Here is a 16,916-nt window from a genome sequence, read left to right on the forward strand (position 1 = left end):
GTTTGCCGTTCATAAACCAAAATAACAACTATGAATGATCAATAGTTGGAGATTTTTTAAAATGATTACTCTATTAAATTAAAAGTTTATGAATGGGCAGTAAAAGTTTATTTGTCCACTGCCTTGTGCAGGTCCAGGATATTTTCCATTACTTTTATGATATCGTCTCTTAAATCAGGACGCTTCAGGGCAAATTCAATGGTCGTTTTCACAAAACCATCAACAACACCGACATCAAAGCGTTTTCCTTCAAAATCGTAAGCGAAGACTTTTTGGATTTCATTCAGTTTTTGGATGGCATCCGTTAACTGGATTTCACCGCCGGCTCCTGTTTCCTGCTTGGCCAGGAAATCGAATATTTCCGGAGTCAGGATGTATCTTCCCATGATGGCTAAATTGGATGGTGCCGTTCCTTGTTTTGGTTTTTCGACGAAACGGTTCACTTCGTATCTTCTGCCTTCTTGCGTAAGCGGGTCAATGATGCCGTATCTATGTGTTTCGTTCTCATTTACCGGCTGCACTCCAATGATGGACGAACCCGTCGCATCATATTCGTTGATTAATTGACGTAGGGAGGGCACATCGCTTTCCACGATATCATCGCCTAAAAGGACGGCAAAAGGCTCATCACCAATAAAATTACGCGCACACCAAACAGCATGTCCGAGGCCTCTCGGTTCTTTTTGCCTAATGTAGTGGATATTAGCTAAATTGGATGGGTATTGCACCTTCTCCAATAAATCGAATTTCCCTTTATCCCTCAAATTATTCTCTAGTTCGTAAGCATTATCAAAATGATCTTCTATCGCTCGTTTATTCTTTCCTGTGACAATGATTATATCTTCGATTCCCGCTTTCACGGCTTCTTCTATAATATATTGAATAGTTGGTTTGTCGACTATTGGCAGCATTTCTTTAGGCATTGCCTTCGTTGCGGGCAAAAATCTAGTTCCCAAGCCTGCTGCAGGTATAATGGCCTTTTTAACTTTTTTCATTCTTTGTAACTCCCTCATATTAAAATAAATCTACAAAAAACACCAATTTTTTCTGAATCATCCTTTTTATAGTAACATAGACTCGTTTTTTGTAAATATATTAACAGAAAAAATACCCTTCTTTTGTAAATGCACCCATAGTTAAAACTTCCATCCAATGCAATATCCCTCTTATAAATAAGGCCATTCCCCGATATTTCAGGAAAAGGCCTTATTTTTTTCACTATACGAATGATAGGTCCAAGGACCTGATTATTTAGCTCCACTCATCATTTCATTCGTCGTTTTTAACGAGTCGTCTGCATCCGGATCTGTTGCGAACAACAGGTCTGCCTATAATTCGGCCATTTCAACGTAAAAAAATGGACGTCACCACAAGGAGCGACGTCCACTAAATTATTCAGCTTCGGCAACAACGGTAAAGCGTTGGTTGATGTGCTGCGGATTTTCAATTTCATCAAGTACTGCAAGGGCAAAATCGGCATAACTAACATAGCTTTCACCCTTTGAGTTTACAAGAAGGCTGTCTTTACCCAGTGTATACCGACCTGTTCTATTTCCTTGCGGATCAAAGAAGGCGGAAGGACTGATGAACGTCCATTGGATACCAGTGGCATTTTGTAAATCGCCAAGGTTCTTGGATTGATTATAGGCTGTTGCAAAGTACTCTTTAGGGAACTCAGGCGTATCCAGCACGCGGATCGTTTTTGCCTCGTCAACGAAAAGGCTTCCAGCTCCGCCAACAACGATCAGTTTAGTTTGAGGAGCCCCTTTCATAGCCTCAATCAAGATTTTTCCTGCCTCGACATGCAGATGTTCTTTCCCTGGAGCAGCGCCAAATGCATTCACTACCACATCGAATCCTTTAATATCCTCAGATTTCAGATCGAATACGTCTTTTTCCAGTACGAATGCTCCTTGAATTTGGACTTTAGCTTCATCCCTGACAATCGCCGTAACATCATGTCCCCTAGTCAATGCTTCCTTTAAAATCAGACTTCCAGCTTTTCCGCTCGCACCAATAATACCGATTTTCATTTTAAATTCCTCCTATATATTGTTTATGAAACTTTAATTGTAACTTAATTACTTACATGTAATAATATAAGTTACAGGTTGCCGTTTTGTCAACTTTATTATTTAGAACAGTTCGGAGATATATACGAGTTTCGTCGATAAATTGCAATTTTCGGAGATATATCCTGGTTTTTCATCGATATATTGCAATTTCCGGAGATATATTCCGGTTTTTCATCGATATACTGCAGGGTTCGGAGATATATCCCGGTTTTTCGTCGATATATTGCTGTTTTCGGAGATATATTGCTGTTTTCGGAGATATATTCTGGTTTTTCGTCGATATATGGCAATTTCCGGAGATATATCCTGATTTTTCGTCGATATATGGCAATTTCCGGAGATTTATCCCGGTTTTTCGTCGATATATTGCAGGGGCCGGAGATTTATTCTGGTTTTTCGTCGATATATTGCTGTTTTCGGAGATATATCCGCTTTTTTCGTCGATATATTGCAGGGGCCGGAGATATATCCTAGTTTTTCGTCGATATATATATATAAAAGCACCATTCCTTTTAGAATGGTGCGCTTAAATTAGCTGTTTTTCTTTTTCATTAGCAGTCCCATGCAGATAGTGATGAGAGTAAACGCGATAAAGGCCAAAAACGGGATTGTGATGAATCCTAGCCAATTTATATACTCACCTGAGCAGGGAACACCACTTTGACACATTTCAAAATGCTTTAGTGCTGGGATTTTTTGCAGACTATAGTGATACCCTGACACCAACATGCCCATAATCGATAATGGGAGGATGTATCGGTGAATTTTCAGATCTTGCTCATAAAAGGCACGACCCAATAAAATAACGAGCGGGTACATCAAGATCCTTTGATACCAACAAAAGGTACAGGGTACATAATGGAGAATCTCACTAAAGTAGAGACTTCCAGCAGTGGCGATGATCGATAGGATCCAAGAAAATAATAGTGGCTTGTTCATCACTATTTCTCCTTCGCTGCATCATCAACCATTTTCTCTAAATCATCAATTGTATTTCCTTCAAACTTCTTGCCATTGACAAATAAGGAAGGAGTTCCAGAAACGCCCAATTCGTCGGCCAAATCCATATCTTTGTTCCATTGGTCCTCGGAATTACCGGCTTTAAAGGAGGAAACTACTTTTTTCACATCTTTGTCATTTGCGATTTCTTTCAATGTTTCTTCTAAGAATTTGTCCGTGAACACATCTTTCTTTTCATACTTCAGGTCCTCTGGCTGCTTATCGTACAGAAGCTCATGGAATTTCCAAAAGGTATCATTTCCTAATTCCTGATAAACACTTTCCGCAAATTTAGCGGATCTGGATGAATCGACGTTAATGAACGAATAATTCATGAAATAAAATTGCGCTTTTCCTGTATCAATCAATTCACTTTGTATAGAAGGAAAGAATTGCTTCTCGAATGTCTTACATACTGGACATTTATAATCACCAAATTCCACTATTTGGACAGGTGCTGATTTTTCACCCAAATAAGGCTGTGATTTATAATCAATTTCATTAACGGCTGTATCTTCGTCCTTCCCCTTTGCCAAAAATATAAAGCCAATAATGATTACAGCAATTAACCCTATCATCCAAAACATGAATGCAGAAGATTGTTTTGGATTACCCTTTTTTTTATTAGCCATCATATACCTCCATCACTTGTAGTTGTGTCGATATTCCTTCTCCAGCCATAGCGGCCGATTTCGATTCCCCCTTCCTGTTGCTTTCACCTGTAACTGATTCATTTACACGTTATAATATAAGTTTCACCATGCTGGTTTGTCAATTACACATACTTTTTATTTTTGCCTTTGCAGAAACGGCGTTACTTGACAAGGATACGGTTAATGGATAAATATTATTCTTGCAGGCCATTATAACTTGTAACCACTTGAATTACATGTTAAATAATTTATACTATATAAGAATAGAGATTTTAAAGGAGAGAAAAAAGAGATGTCCATCAGTACCCGCTTTTCCGTAGGGATCCATATATTATCTCTTTTAGAAATAAACAAAGAAGGCGTTAACACTTCTGATTTTATTGCAAAAAGTGTAAACACCAACCCAGCCTTAATCAGAAAAATCACCGGCATGCTGAAGAATGCTGGCTTAGTGAACGTTCGTCCGGGTATCGCCGGAGCAACATTGGCCAAGGAATTATCGGATATCACTTTGCTTGATGTTTATCAGGCTGTCAACGTTGCCTCCGATAAAGAATTATTTGGAATCCATGAAAATCCTAATCCAGCATGCACTGTTGGAAGAAATATACAAGATACAATAGAACCCATCTTTTCAGTTGCGGAACTTGCCTTGGAAAAGGCATTGGGAGTGGTAACGATCGAGGATGTCGTTAGGGGTATTCTGGAAAAGGATAAAACTTAATAGGAAAAAAAACACATGAGCCTGACCCATGTGTTTTTTGCCGTTTTCTTATTTATACTTAGGAACTTCAATCGTCAATTTATAGGAATCTAGTAAACTATACAAATTATAAATCTGTTTCACTTGTTTTGTTGCCCAGCCAATATCAGTCGCATACTGGTGTGAAGCATATCCATATTTCTCTGCGGCTGTAGGATTCCATCTCATTTTATAAAGCGTGTCCTGTCCAGCAGAGATATACCCTTTGGCGATGAATTCGGCACCGCCTATGATGGCCGCCTCCGGAGTGAACCAGCCAGCATTATAGGCGTATTGAGCGCCGCTGCTTAGCGCCGTTCCGTCAAATGCTCCCACTCCATACATATTATAGACCGTTTTCCCGTTAACCTTTACGCCAGTCGCTAATGGTGAAGTGCCATTCCCGGTCTCCAGCAAAGCATGTGAAATCAGGTAGATTTCATTGACCCCATATTTCTCCCCTGCCGCAGTGAAAGTTGCAGCTTGCCCTTGTAGAATCCCTTTACCTGAAAGGATTCTATTATTCACTTCAGAAACGTTCATGTTGGTGACTTGAGAGAGCTTGACGAATTGGAATGATTTGACTGAATCATTCACAAAATTATTCGGGTTAAGATTATATTCTATATCTTCCGGACTGGCATTTACCCATGTCTTGTTATAATCCACCTCATACCAATAGTATCCGTCAGATCCCTTTACTTTTGATTTAATATTCAATGATTGATTATTGCTGACAGGACCGACTACCCAATAATTAGATCCAGCTCCGCCCCTGACACGCCATCCGGTTCCTTTAACCGTACCTTTTGTAGAATTGATTAAAGTTAATCCATCTTCGCGTATGTAGGTTTTATAATTTTTATCCGTTTGACCATTTACGGCCATTTGAATTTCAACCATCTTTTCCATCGTAAGATCATACTCTTTATCGATCCTGATTATCGATCCATTCGAACTTCCTGGACCTTCCGGTGCTTTGACCGTTAAATATTGCGTACTGACATATCCCGTTTTTCCATTGGCCGTGACTCTTGACCAGCCATTAGATTCTGAATACACCGTTACTGCCGTATTGTTTACAAGCTTGGCTATAATTGAAGCGGAAGCTGATGCTTGTGACCGCATATTCAGACTGGAGCCATCATTCACATTTACATATTTAACTAACGTGTTTTCTTCTCCGTCCGGATTCAGCCCCGGTAAAGAACCAGGCTTCGTTGCTGATAGATAATGCGTACTGACATAACCTTCTCCGCCATACACTTTAACTTTTGACCATCCATTTGATTCCGAGATGACTTCTACCTCTAAACCCCTTGCCAATTTCACAATGACGGAAGCACTTTCTGACGGCTTATTCCGCATATTCATTGAACCCGAGCTGACATTTACATATTTCGTTGTCGTTTTTTCAGGTATGGATGGTTTGGAGTCCATTTCAGGCTTTGTCGTCGAGAGAAAGTCAGTACTGACATACCCATCCTTCCCATTGGCCTTGATTTTCGCCCAGCCTTTGGATTCCGAATAGACCGTCACTTCCGTTGCTTTTGACAGCTTTGCGACTATGCTCGCGCTTTCCGACCCGCTTTTTCTCATATTGAGCGTTCCAGAGCTTACGTTTACATATTTCGTCGTCGTTTTTTCAGGCGTTACTGCCGTTGATCCTGTTCCTGGTTTTGTTGTCGATAGATATTTGGCACTGACATGGCCGTCTTTTCCATTGGCTTTGACTTTGGCCCAGCCTTTGGATTCCGAATAGACCGTCACTTTCGTTCCTTTTGAAAGCTTCGCGACTATGTTCGCGCTTTCCGATCCGCTTTTTCTCATATTGAGCGTTCCAGAGCTTACGTTTACATATTTCGTTGTCGTTTTTCCAGGCGTTACTGCCGTTGATCCCGATCCTGGCTTTGCCGTCGAAAGATATTTGGTGCTGACATACCCGTCCTTTCCATTGGCTTTGACTTTGGCCCAGCCATTGGATTCCGAATACACCGTCACATTCGTTCCTTTTGAAAGGATTGCGACTATGCTTGCAGTAGCTTTTCCACTTTTTCGCATATTGAGGGAACCCGTGACATATTTCGTCGTCGTTTTTGCAGGTGTGGCTGACGTTGCTCCCGATCCTGGCTTTGAAGCAGACAAATATTTGGCGCTGACATATCCATCCTTTCCATTGGCTTTGATTTTCACCCAGCCATTAGCTTCCGAATAGACCGTCACTTTCGTCCCTTTTGAAAGGATGGCGACAACGTTTGCGGTAGCCTTTCCACTTTTTCGCATATTAAGGGAGCCCGTGCTCACATTCACATATTTCGTTGTCGTTTTAACCGTTACCGCAGCTTTGGTTACCGTTCCTGGCTTCGTTGCCGATAGATACTTCGTACTGACATATCCTTCTTTTCCATTGGCTTTGATTTTCGCCCAGCCTTTGGACTCCGAATACACCGTTACCTGTGTGCCTCTTGTCAGCTTTGCGACTATGCTGGCACTATCTATCCCGCTTTTCCGCATATTAAGTGAACCTGTGCTCACATTCACATATTTCGTTGTCGTTTTAACGGTCGCCGCAGCTTTGGTTACCGTTCCAGGCTTCATTGCCGATAGATACTTCGTACTGACATATCCTTCTTTTCCATTGGCTTTGACTTTCGCCCAGCCTTTGGATTCCGAATACACCGTTACCTGTGTGCCTCTAGTCAGCTTCGCGACCATGCCGGCACTATCACTGGCGCTTTTTCGCATATTCAATGAACCTGTGCTCACATTCACATATTTTGTTGTCGTTTTAATCGTTATTGCACTTTTTGTTAAAGTCCCTGGCTTCGTTGCCGATAAATACTTGGTACTGACATATCCATCTTTTCCATTGGCTTTGATCTTCGCCCAGCCTTTGGACTCCGAATACACCGTTACCTGTGTGCCATTTGCAAGCTTTGCAACTATGCTTGCATCCTCCGCCCCGTTTTTTCTCATATTGAGCGAACCGGAACTTACATGTACAAACATGACGCCCTCAATACTGGCCTGTTCCGCATGTAGTGGAGCTGCAGATATTTTTTCTTCGAAAGCAACTGTAGACAACACTGCAAAACAGAAAGTTGGTATAATTAATTTCTTCATCTCATTCTCCCTACTAAAGAATTATGTTTTAAACATTTATTTAAATATCGGTTAAAATCAGTATAATAGTATAGGTATATATGCTCATTCGTCTAAAATATATCATATTCCTTTAGATCTATAGGGAGATAAAAGAGATTGTAACATAATAGTAAACTAATAGACATTTAAGTAATAAAATAGAAATATTCGCAAAGAAGCCTCCCCGGCAAGCAAATGATGAATATAAAGTATATTGATATAATTACTTACCACTCAAATTAATGCTTATGAGACGAGCATCTTTCTGCATTTACTGAATATACATAAAGAGTGAGCACACGATCCTTAGTATTTGACGGATCGAGGCAATAACCTATATAATTACTGTATATAACTTATAAGAATCCTTCTGTTAAGGGGAGTAGCTATACAATAAAGTCGTCAGTACAGGATTGAATCCTCGGCTTTATTGGCAACTGATTTTAGTTGTTTGCAAGACCTTGCCGATTATTTGGTGAGGTCTTTTAATTTTTAAAAGACGGTATGACCAATAATCGGTTATACCGTCTTTTTTGATTCGAAAAATTGCACAATAGAGGTGAAAAGTATGCAGAACTATAATGAATTAGCTCAAAGCGTTAAGATTTCCGATGATAAAAAGCATATATTGCTTGATGCCGACCCATCTTTATCACTTATCGGAAAAGGCCGCAGCGCATATGTATTCAAAATACATTCCACCAATAAGGCACTAAAAGTGTTTTTCCCGGATCATACTCACACAGCTAAAGTTGAAGCTGAAATATACAAAACCGTCCAATCCATTGAATATTATCCAACCCTATATGATGCGGGGGTAAATTACCTGGTTATAGATCACATTGAAGGCAACACTCTTTTTGAATGTTTAACATTGGGAATCCCGATAACGGAAGAAAACATTGCGGAGATAGACCATGCCCTGCAATTGGCAAGGAAAGAGGGATTGAACCCTTCGGATATCCATTTACGAAACATCTTCATCACTTCCGAAAAAAAGGTGAAGATCATTGACGTTGCAAGGTTTAAGCAAGTGAAATCCTGCAATCAGTGGCACGATTTGAAAAGTGCATTTCACCTTTTCTATTCGAAGTCATTTTTTCCGAAGAAGATCCCCAGCTTCATACTGAATTCCATTGCAGCGATTTATAAAAAGAGATTTCTGCCCATCTGATCCTTCCTATAAAAAAATCACATTGGAGGCATATATGAAAAAAATAATGACCATTGCTCTGCTTTCCATCCTTACATTAAGCGGATGCTCAGCTTTAGAAGAAGTCAATTCATCATTGGAGTATGCCGATAATGCTACGGAGTATGTAAATACCGTTAAGGAATTTTCCAATGAGGTGCCTGCATTGTCACAGGACGCCGTCACGAATGCCGAAGCAAGAGCAAATCTTGAAAAAGAACTGGAATTGATGAAAACAGAGATTGAAGAATTCAATGCAACGGAACCACCCCAAATCGCTGAAGGCATCCATGAGAAGATCGTCAGCTCGAATCAACAGCTTTCGGATGGAATTGAATTATATCTGAATAATATTGAAAATGGCCAAATTGACCCTAAGGCATTGGAAGATTCAGAGATAATGAAATCAATCGATAATATAACAGGATTGGCAAAACAAATTGAAAAATTGGGGAATTAAGCATCCTGCAATGAATAAAATCGAATCGCTTGAAACAAATTATTGACATGAAACCATAAGGTTTTATATAATCAACAAAGCAAAACCAATTGGTTTCATATTTTCAGTTAAAAAGGAGAATCAGTATGGAAAATCAACATACACTACAGGATATCAAGAAGACGGTTATTCTTGAAGCCCCCATCCAACAAGTTTGGGATACAGTTTCGACTGCCGAGGGCATAGCTTCATGGTTCATGCCAAATGATTTTCAACCGAAAGTGGGACATGAGTTCCATGTGCAATCACCTTTTGGTCCATCTCCTTGTAAGGTAACGGAGTTAGATGCTCCTCATCGTCTTTCATTCAGTTGGGATACGGACGGTTGGTTCATTTCCTTCATTTTAAAAGAACTGGATGGCAAAACGGAGTTCTCCCTTATTCATGGTGGTTGGAAAGAGCCTGAAACGATTCTTCCGAAACCGAATGAAAAAAGCTCAGTGATTCGCGATAGAATGGATCATGGCTGGGAACAGATCGTTCATGCAAAACTTAAAAAGGTTGTTGAGGGCTAAGTGTCTGCAGCAGAAAAGCATGATGTATTTCAGGCTATCGCCGACCCAACCCGCCGAAAGGTCCTGCAATTGCTTGCTGAAGGGGATTTACCCATTTCAGAAATCACTTCTCACTTTTCCATGAGCCGTACAGCGATTGCCAAGCATCTTCATATCCTTTCTGAAGCTGAATTGGTCAGTGGCCGGAAGGTAGGCAGAGAGAAACGATTTAGGCTTCAGCCAGAACCTTTAGCGGAATTGAAACAGTGGCTTTCTTTTTATGATCAATTCTGGGATAACAAATTATCCATCCTTAAACATGTGATTGAAAATTCAGGGGAAAATGGATTGAAAGTCATCGATAAAGAAAAGGACACGGATGAACCATCATAATGAAAAATCCCCCCGGCGCATTGCACCGGGGGTTTTTTTCATTAGTTTATGCATCCATCTCCACATTGTGTTCTTTGCGCTTCTTGATGACCATTGTTAGCAATAGTAGTAGATTAAAGACAATGATGCATCCAGTAAGGAACACTATACTCGTTGTCAATGCATCCGCTCCAAGGCTCGTACTCATCGCCTGACGAAAGCCCATGACAGAGTATGTCATTGGTATGAACGGGTGAACATGACTGAAGAAGTTATTGGTCAGTTCCACGGGGAACATTCCTCCGCTTGCACCTAGCTGTAATACAAGGAATATCATCGCTAATAAACGACCCGGATTTCCAAATCCTACGGTCAAGAAGGTGACGATGAACATGAAGGTAAGGGAAGTCAATATGGAAACCCCAATGAATTGCCCCATGTTCTCGACCTGTAAATCCATTCCCCAAATCATGATCGCATCCAACACTAATGCTGAAAGCGTCGCTTGGATAAATAGGACCGTAAATTTACTGAACCACCATGCCACTCCTGAAGTAGGCCTTGTGGAAGGCAACCCTGTCGGGAACCCCATATTGAAGGCTATAGCTCCTACAAATAAGCCAAGAGACAATACATAAGGTGCTAGTGCATGACCATAATTCGGCACGTCACTGCTTTTTTGTTCTTTAACCTGTGTCGGTTCAGCAATCATGCTGTAATTATCATCGGTTGTTTTGTTTTCACTTATTTCTTCTGCTCCATCACCGAGTTTTTCCGAAAGCTCGACCGTTCCATCTTTAAGTGAGGATATGCCATCACCCAATTTACCGGAACCTTCAGCAAGTGCTGATGAACCTTCATTGATCTTACCTGCCCCATCGGCAAGCTGGATGACTCCATTGCTTAAAGTAGGCAGATTGCTTGCCAATTGTTCAGTGCCCTTAACAAGTGCTGATGAGCCATCGTTCAAGGCAGCTGAGTTGGCATTCAGTTCATTGGCCCCACTAGCAAGTTTGCTTGCCCCTTCGCCAACTTGGCTAACACCAAACGCATACTTCTCAAGACCATCCCCAAAGGAGGTTGACCCTGCTTGAAGTTGTGAAACTCCATCAACCAGCTGACCAGATCCCTCAGTTAGTTTTGATAGGCCATTATTCAACGAGGAACCGCCTTGTGCTAACTGGTTGATCCCCTTCACTAATTCTGGTGTCCGTTCATTTAAACTTTGTGTTGCCGCCGTTAATTGATTGCTGCCATCAACAGCCTCATTCAAGCCGCCATTTAATTGGGTTGCACCAGGAATCAATTGTTCTTCAAGTGCGTTCCTTATTGCCGTATATCCGTTTAACGCTGAAACGGCGTTTGGATTGACTTTATTCACCGCATTATTTAAATTGGCCACTTGTTCTGGAAGCTGGCCTAATCCATTCAATACAGGCATCACTTTATCCTTTAATTGCGTTGATAAGTCGGATACACTTGCAGCAAGAGTCGATGCGATTTGTTTTTGTGCATCCGCTTGGTTTTGAAGTTCATTTTGAATGGCCCCGATTAATTCGGATTGTTGTTCACTGGTCATGCCTTTGAATGCTTCCGTGTTTTGAACGGCATTGATCGTGCTCTGACCATTATTCGCAATTGTTGATTGAAGTTCCGTTAAGGCCGCTTGACTGTTATTGAGGTCATCAGTAATGCCAGATACGGTACCGGACGCGCTGCTCCCTGCAGGAACCGCTTTTTGCAATTGATTTACACCGCTTTGAATGCTTGTCAGTCCTTGCTTAAGCTGACTCAGCTGTTCTTCTGCGGGCAATTGGCCATCCATTTTTTTCAGGCCGTCATTTAACGCCTGGCCTCCTTCTGCCAGTTTATTGATTCCCTCATTTAAACTTTGCTGACCTGCTGCCAATTTTGGAATTCCTGTCGATTGGTCCGTCAGCTGGCTTGCATTTTGTGATAATTGATTCAACCCATTATTCAAATTCGCACTGCCTGTTTGCGCTTGTGCCAATCCCGTATTTAAAGTTTGCGCTCCTGGAACCACTTTGGCCAGCCCAGTGGAAAGTTGGGATGAACCTTGTATAAGTGCTTCACTATTATTTGTTAATTCCCCTGTGCCTGATGCAAGTTCGTCCGCACCCTTTTGCAATTGACCGACACCGGAAGTATAGTGTGAAATTCCCTTATTTAATTCCGACGCTCCACTTTCAAGCTTGTTGGCTCCTTCCAAAAACTCGCCGACGCCGATTTGAAGTTTATTCGCGCCATCTTTAAAAGTTAATGTACTGGAAGCTAATTTATTCAGATTTTCCGTCACTTCTTTGTTTCCATCATGCAGTTTTTTTGCGCCGTCATCCAGTTTTGATGCCCCATCTGCTGCATCATTGAAGCCATCTCCGATTTCATCCAGCTGGGAGAAAATCGCTTCCGCATATTCTTTTGTGACACTTTCGGCAATTTCCGTTTTCAAATTATTCGTTGCCTGTTTTCCGACCGTTTCAGAAACGAAACTGCGTCCAGGATTCACGTCATACGTCAAATTCATTTTTTTTGGCTTATCATCCATGACGGTTGCAGCATTTTTCGAAAAGTCCTCAGGAATGGTAACGACCATATAATATGTACCATCATCAAATCCTTTTTTCGCCGCTTTTTCCGTTACGAAATGCCATTCTAAATCATCATTGTCCTTTAAATTCTCGATTAGCTCATTACCGACTGTTAAGGTTTTACCCTCATATTCCGCCTTCACATCCTTATTCACGACTGCAACAGGCAATTTCCCTGTATTCCCGTATGGATTCCAAGCGGAACTAAGAAATAGCCCCCCATAAATAATCGGTACGAACAGTAAAACGATTGCGACACCGACCAGTTTTCGATTTGTAAGGAAAAGCTTCCATTCTTGTTTAAGCATGTTCACTTCTTTTCACCTTTCTTTTCACGCAGTACATCACTCAATGACGTTGAATTCCAATTAAGAGTCGGTATGTCCGTGGTGCCAAAGCTTTCTTTCAGCAAATCTGCCACTGTTTGGCTGGAAAAGAACTCTATCAAAAGTTGATCCGCCCGAGAAAACATCCGACGAAGGACGTCCATTCCCTTCTCTGCATACTCTCCATCTTTAAACGCTTTTTCTATAAGTCCCGTATCCGGAAACATCGAAATGGGGCCTTCCATCGCCTCAATGATTTCAAGGTTTTTAATCTTATCTACACTTTTGGCAAGAGTAAGGCCGCCATTATTACCAGGAACGGAAGTGATTATCTGCTTAACGACCAATTTCCTTATGATTTTTTTCAAATAAGAAGGAGACACCTCCAATCGCCTGCTGATCTCATTAGACGAAAGCGGTACATTTTTATCCTGGGTGGAGAGGATAACAATGATGCATATAGCTTGCTCGACCCCTTTTGTTAATTGCAAATCAGTTCACCTCTTTCAGAATCTATGTAGATGTTTGATATCCATAATGGATATTCGGTATCTATAATTAAAACCTGTTTCATCCTAGAAATCAAGTTAATTCTAGAAAAAATTTCTAAAAAAAAGGTGAACCCCTTATGACAGCATAATAAGGGGTTCACCTTTCAAGTTTTTTTATAGGTCATTTAGAAACTCATTGACCGCTTCTGGAGTTTTAGCATTTGCACTGTGCAGATGTGCAACCTTTTCCCCATTCTTAAATACTAATAGTGATGGAATTCCCATTACCGTTTGCTCTTCAGAAACCTCAGGGAACTCGTCACGATCGATTGTAAACCACTGTTTGTCTTCATGTTCTTGAGTGATCTCATCGATGAACATGTCTAAACGTTTGCAGTCCGGACACCATGTAGTTGTAAAAATCCCGACCGTCAGTCCCTCTTGATTGATTTGTTCACGGTATTCTTGTTCAGTATTGATATTTTTCATGATCGTCTCCTCCGGGCTTTCTTATCATCATACTTTAATCCATGAATTAATGTACTCAAGGATTAATATATAATTAATTCCTTTACAGCACAAACGGTTTATCCTGGATCATCTAACTTCTGCCCGGTTCATGTACCTTTTCTATGCTTTGGGCAAAGCCGCATTTTCTTGGAGTCCTAATCTCTCGTTTATGAAAGAGGACATCCTTGAAATGAACTCCCTATTTTCATCAATGAAAAGATAATGACAGCTTTTTTCAAAAATGATCAATTCACTGTCAGGAATTTTTTCGGCGATGAGAATGGATGCCTCTACAGGAGTGATCCAATCATGACGGCCTCCCGCCACTAATGTGGGGCACGGTATTTGATCCAGTTGGTCCACTAAGTCAAATGTTTTCAAAAACTTGGCCCCTTCATTAGCCGCTTCCCAATTAAAATTCGATTTCTTCTTTTGCATCATCTCTTTTTCCGCTTCAGTTCTTACTTTTCCCCTTGATGAGTAAAAATAGAGCGGTTCCATGACCATACTGAATTCAGCCATATGCTGGTTTTCCATAGCCCCCTCAAATAGAAGTTTTGCCATCCTTTTTTGATCATCCGTCCCGGTTTCCTCTATTTTCACCAAGGCCTCTTCTCCGAAAATGTGACTTGGTGAAGTTGCGATTAGAAGAAGGGCAGCCACACTGTCCGGATAGCGAATGGCGTACTTTTGTGCAACCATCCCCCCGTAAGAATGGCCCAATATAATAACCTTTCCCAACCCTAAATAGTTCCGGATCGCCTCTAGATCCTCCACGTTATTCTCCAGGTTATATGTCGATTTCGGACCGCGATCAGAACGGCCGCAACCGCGCTGATCAATGTAAACCAACTGCATCGATGCCGAAAGCGGCGTGAGGAATGGTTTAAATCCAATGTGCTCGCCCCCAGGTCCGCCATGAATGACGAAACAGACCGGCTTCTTTCTCCATGAATTCCCTTCAGGCACCAATTCCGCCCCTTCCACATCGAAATATATCCTTGTTCCGTTAACTTTCGCAAACATCATGACCCTCCTCTTTTAAATCATCTTTTTATTATCAAGCAGCTTCCAATTCACCTTTATTATCCTTGGAAAATTTCCTTGCAATAAGACTGACTCCAATCATTACAATCACATTTATGAGGAGAGCGACAAGACCAATGTTCAAATCTTTAATGGCTTGCGGCAATGCCGGGAAAAGTGTCCCAATTGTAGCGCTTGTTATGGTTGTATACCCAACAGTGGCTAAACCGGCAATGATGCCCGCTGACGCACCCACTTTCGTCACAAAGTTTTTTTGCAGGAGACTGGCGATGAAAGATGGGAATAATTGAGTCACCATGCTGTATCCCATCAATAAAAGGGCCACGATCGTATTTCCTCCAGTCAAAGTAAAATACACGGCAATGAGAGCAAGAACAGGTACGAGCAACTTGGCAATGGTCGTGATTTGTTTATCCGAGGCGTAAGGAGAAAAGTGCTGATACACGTTTTGGCAAGCAGCGTCGCTGAACTCATTAAAATCATCGAGCCTGGAACAAGGGCGGTCAATAGACCCGCTGCCCCGATGACCCCCACAAACCAAGGATCGAAGGTATTGATCGAAAGCTTCAATAGCGCAAGATCCATATCCGATCCTTGCAAACCAGGAACTTTAATGATGGCGGCATAGCCGACAAAGATCGCACCGACGGATAATGCTCCGTAAAGCGGAAGGATGAACGCATTTTTACGGAATGTCTTGGCACTCTTAGCTGTATATGCAGAACCGAACGTTTGCGGCCACATATAGAAACCTAACGTCGTCAAGATGATCGTGGATATAAACCATGAAGCACTCATCCCCATATCCGGGAGTGTCAGGAAATCAGGCTTGACGGCATTGACTGCTTCGAACATCGGCTGGATTCCGCCAAAATAATGAAGCGGAATGTAAATCCCTAAAAATAACGCGACCAAAGCGATCATGATATCTTTGAGAACAGCTGTCCAGACCGATCCATGGATACCTGAAATCATCACATAAACGGTAACTGAAACAGCTCCGATCCAAACGGCAACCGTCGGGGAAATCGAACCATAGGAAGTAGTCGAAACGATGATTCCCAGACCCTTTAATTGCAGCACCAAAAACGGTACCAGTGCCAAAACACCGACGATCGAAACAAGTACCCCCAATAACGGACTTTTGTACTTTTTAACATAAAAGTCTGCTTGTGAAATGAGCTTGTGTTTATTTCCGTAGCTCCAAATGGCGGGATAAATCCAATAAGAAAACAGGTAGCCCAATGCTGCGAACGCCGTTCCGTACAATGCCGGACCGCCTATACCATATGCCCACCCGCTGGAGCCCAGGAAAGTGGAGGTGGAATAAATCTCTCCCGCCAGTAAAATCATGATGATGAAAGGACCGAACCCGCGTCCGCCGACTGTCCACTGTTCAAGGTCCATGTCCTTGCCTTTTCTTGCCCTAATCCCTAAATAAAGTGACAGCAACAGGAAACTGAAAATAATGATGATCGCAATATTCATTTCTCTTCCCTCTCTTTATTCTTGGGATCTAGCATATAAATGATAAAAACGACTAAAGCGGTAAAGATCAGCCACGAAAAGTTCCAGAAAAAGAATAGCGGCATGCCAAGAATATACGATTCGATACTATTAGCCCAAAAAGGCCCGCCAAGTATGGCGATTACAGGAATTAAAGAAAGAAAATAAATTGGTTTCATGGGATTCTCCTCTTGTCTAATGATATGAACTAAATGTGGTAACACGAAGATCGATATCTTTGATTCATCACCTGCGCA

The 16,916-nt window shown here is 41.5% G+C and carries 15 protein-coding genes and 1 pseudogene; 5 read left to right on the forward strand and 11 right to left on the reverse strand.

Annotated features, from left to right (window positions below):
* Positions 1–107: 107 nt before the first annotated feature.
* From galU to J7J00_RS09020, 4 genes are all read right to left on the reverse strand, one after another.
* Complete coding sequence (galU, locus tag J7J00_RS09005) at positions 108–995, reverse strand: UTP--glucose-1-phosphate uridylyltransferase GalU (RefSeq protein ID WP_214790006.1); 888 nt, start codon at positions 993–995, stop codon at positions 108–110.
* A gap of 396 nt (positions 996–1,391) precedes the next feature.
* Positions 1,392–2,033 (reverse strand): NAD(P)-dependent oxidoreductase, encoded by a 642-nt coding sequence (locus tag J7J00_RS09010; RefSeq protein WP_214790008.1) that lies wholly within the window; start codon positions 2,031–2,033, stop codon positions 1,392–1,394.
* Positions 2,034–2,606: 573 nt separating this feature from the next.
* Positions 2,607–3,014, reverse strand: coding sequence for a disulfide oxidoreductase (locus J7J00_RS09015; RefSeq protein WP_214790011.1), 408 nt, complete (start codon positions 3,012–3,014; stop codon positions 2,607–2,609).
* A gap of 2 nt (positions 3,015–3,016) precedes the next feature.
* A complete protein-coding gene (locus tag J7J00_RS09020) occupies positions 3,017–3,706 on the reverse strand; it encodes a DsbA family protein (RefSeq protein ID WP_286201259.1) in 690 nt (229 codons plus the stop codon).
* Positions 3,707–4,019: 313 nt separating this feature from the next.
* On the opposite strand from J7J00_RS09020, the gene J7J00_RS09025 reads away from it, so the two are divergent.
* Positions 4,020–4,451: an Rrf2 family transcriptional regulator gene (locus J7J00_RS09025; protein WP_098373022.1), complete on the forward strand. Its 432-nt coding sequence runs from the start codon at positions 4,020–4,022 to the stop codon at positions 4,449–4,451.
* A gap of 48 nt (positions 4,452–4,499) precedes the next feature.
* Here J7J00_RS09025 and J7J00_RS09030 read toward each other — a convergent pair whose 3' ends face one another.
* Positions 4,500–7,592, reverse strand: coding sequence for an SH3 domain-containing protein (locus J7J00_RS09030; protein ID WP_214790015.1), 3,093 nt, complete (start codon positions 7,590–7,592; stop codon positions 4,500–4,502).
* Between the two features lie 589 nt (positions 7,593–8,181).
* Here J7J00_RS09030 and J7J00_RS09035 point away from each other — a divergent pair.
* The 4 genes from J7J00_RS09035 to J7J00_RS09050 all read left to right on the forward strand — a co-directional run bounded on the left by J7J00_RS09035 (position 8,182) and on the right by J7J00_RS09050 (position 10,191).
* Positions 8,182–8,787, forward strand: a complete 606-nt coding sequence (locus J7J00_RS09035) for a protein kinase family protein (RefSeq protein WP_214790017.1) — start codon at positions 8,182–8,184, stop codon at positions 8,785–8,787.
* Positions 8,788–8,821: 34 nt separating this feature from the next.
* Complete coding sequence (locus J7J00_RS09040; RefSeq protein ID WP_214790019.1) at positions 8,822–9,265, forward strand: DUF6376 family protein; 444 nt, start codon at positions 8,822–8,824, stop codon at positions 9,263–9,265.
* Between the two features lie 125 nt (positions 9,266–9,390).
* Positions 9,391–9,819, forward strand: a complete 429-nt coding sequence (locus J7J00_RS09045) for an SRPBCC family protein (RefSeq protein WP_214790021.1) — start codon at positions 9,391–9,393, stop codon at positions 9,817–9,819.
* A complete protein-coding gene (locus J7J00_RS09050) occupies positions 9,820–10,191 on the forward strand; it encodes an ArsR/SmtB family transcription factor (protein WP_061465208.1) in 372 nt (123 codons plus the stop codon).
* A 46-nt stretch (positions 10,192–10,237) separates the two neighbouring features.
* Here the strand turns inward: J7J00_RS09050 and J7J00_RS09055 are convergent, their stop codons facing one another.
* The 6 genes and pseudogenes from J7J00_RS09055 to J7J00_RS09080 form a co-directional block, all read right to left on the reverse strand.
* Positions 10,238–13,087, reverse strand: coding sequence for a YhgE/Pip domain-containing protein (locus J7J00_RS09055; RefSeq protein ID WP_214790023.1), 2,850 nt, complete (start codon positions 13,085–13,087; stop codon positions 10,238–10,240).
* Positions 13,088–13,089: 2 nt separating this feature from the next.
* Positions 13,090–13,596, reverse strand: a complete 507-nt coding sequence (locus J7J00_RS09060) for an RrF2 family transcriptional regulator (RefSeq protein ID WP_076370178.1) — start codon at positions 13,594–13,596, stop codon at positions 13,090–13,092.
* A 174-nt stretch (positions 13,597–13,770) separates the two neighbouring features.
* The gene (locus tag J7J00_RS09065) at positions 13,771–14,085 is read right to left on the reverse strand and encodes a thioredoxin family protein (protein WP_214790025.1); all 315 of its coding nucleotides are present in this window, start codon (positions 14,083–14,085) and stop codon (positions 13,771–13,773) included.
* A gap of 141 nt (positions 14,086–14,226) precedes the next feature.
* A complete protein-coding gene (locus tag J7J00_RS09070) occupies positions 14,227–15,132 on the reverse strand; it encodes an alpha/beta fold hydrolase (protein WP_214790027.1) in 906 nt (301 codons plus the stop codon).
* 34 nt (positions 15,133–15,166) lie between these two features.
* Positions 15,167–16,641: pseudogene (locus tag J7J00_RS09075) on the reverse strand (sodium:solute symporter family protein).
* Positions 16,638–16,838 carry a DUF3311 domain-containing protein gene (locus J7J00_RS09080; protein WP_214790029.1) on the reverse strand — a complete coding sequence of 67 codons (201 nt, stop codon included), beginning with the start codon at positions 16,836–16,838 and terminating at the stop codon, positions 16,638–16,640. The pseudogene J7J00_RS09075 and the gene J7J00_RS09080 overlap by 4 nt, the downstream one beginning before the upstream one ends.
* Positions 16,839–16,916: the final 78 nt, after the last annotated feature.

Origin of the sequence: Bacillus sp. ISL-4 (assembly GCF_018613275.1) — a bacterium.
Lineage (GTDB): Bacteria > Bacillota > Bacilli > Bacillales > DSM-1321 > Peribacillus > Peribacillus simplex_E.

Coding starts and splice junctions, on each gene's coding strand:
- galU (WP_214790006.1), bottom strand. CDS start 995: ATGAAAAAAGTTAAAAAGGCCATTATACCTGCAGCAGGCTTGGGAACT.
- J7J00_RS09010 (WP_214790008.1), bottom strand. CDS start 2,033: ATGAAAATCGGTATTATTGGTGCGAGCGGAAAAGCTGGAAGTCTGATT.
- J7J00_RS09015 (WP_214790011.1), bottom strand. CDS start 3,014: ATGAACAAGCCACTATTATTTTCTTGGATCCTATCGATCATCGCCACT.
- J7J00_RS09020 (WP_286201259.1), bottom strand. CDS start 3,706: ATGGCTAATAAAAAAAAGGGTAATCCAAAACAATCTTCTGCATTCATG.
- J7J00_RS09025 (WP_098373022.1), top strand. CDS start 4,020: ATGTCCATCAGTACCCGCTTTTCCGTAGGGATCCATATATTATCTCTT.
- J7J00_RS09030 (WP_214790015.1), bottom strand. CDS start 7,592: ATGAAGAAATTAATTATACCAACTTTCTGTTTTGCAGTGTTGTCTACA.
- J7J00_RS09035 (WP_214790017.1), top strand. CDS start 8,182: ATGCAGAACTATAATGAATTAGCTCAAAGCGTTAAGATTTCCGATGAT.
- J7J00_RS09040 (WP_214790019.1), top strand. CDS start 8,822: ATGAAAAAAATAATGACCATTGCTCTGCTTTCCATCCTTACATTAAGC.
- J7J00_RS09045 (WP_214790021.1), top strand. CDS start 9,391: ATGGAAAATCAACATACACTACAGGATATCAAGAAGACGGTTATTCTT.
- J7J00_RS09055 (WP_214790023.1), bottom strand. CDS start 13,087: ATGCTTAAACAAGAATGGAAGCTTTTCCTTACAAATCGAAAACTGGTC.
- J7J00_RS09065 (WP_214790025.1), bottom strand. CDS start 14,085: ATGAAAAATATCAATACTGAACAAGAATACCGTGAACAAATCAATCAA.
- J7J00_RS09070 (WP_214790027.1), bottom strand. CDS start 15,132: ATGTTTGCGAAAGTTAACGGAACAAGGATATATTTCGATGTGGAAGGG.
- J7J00_RS09080 (WP_214790029.1), bottom strand. CDS start 16,838: ATGAAACCAATTTATTTTCTTTCTTTAATTCCTGTAATCGCCATACTT.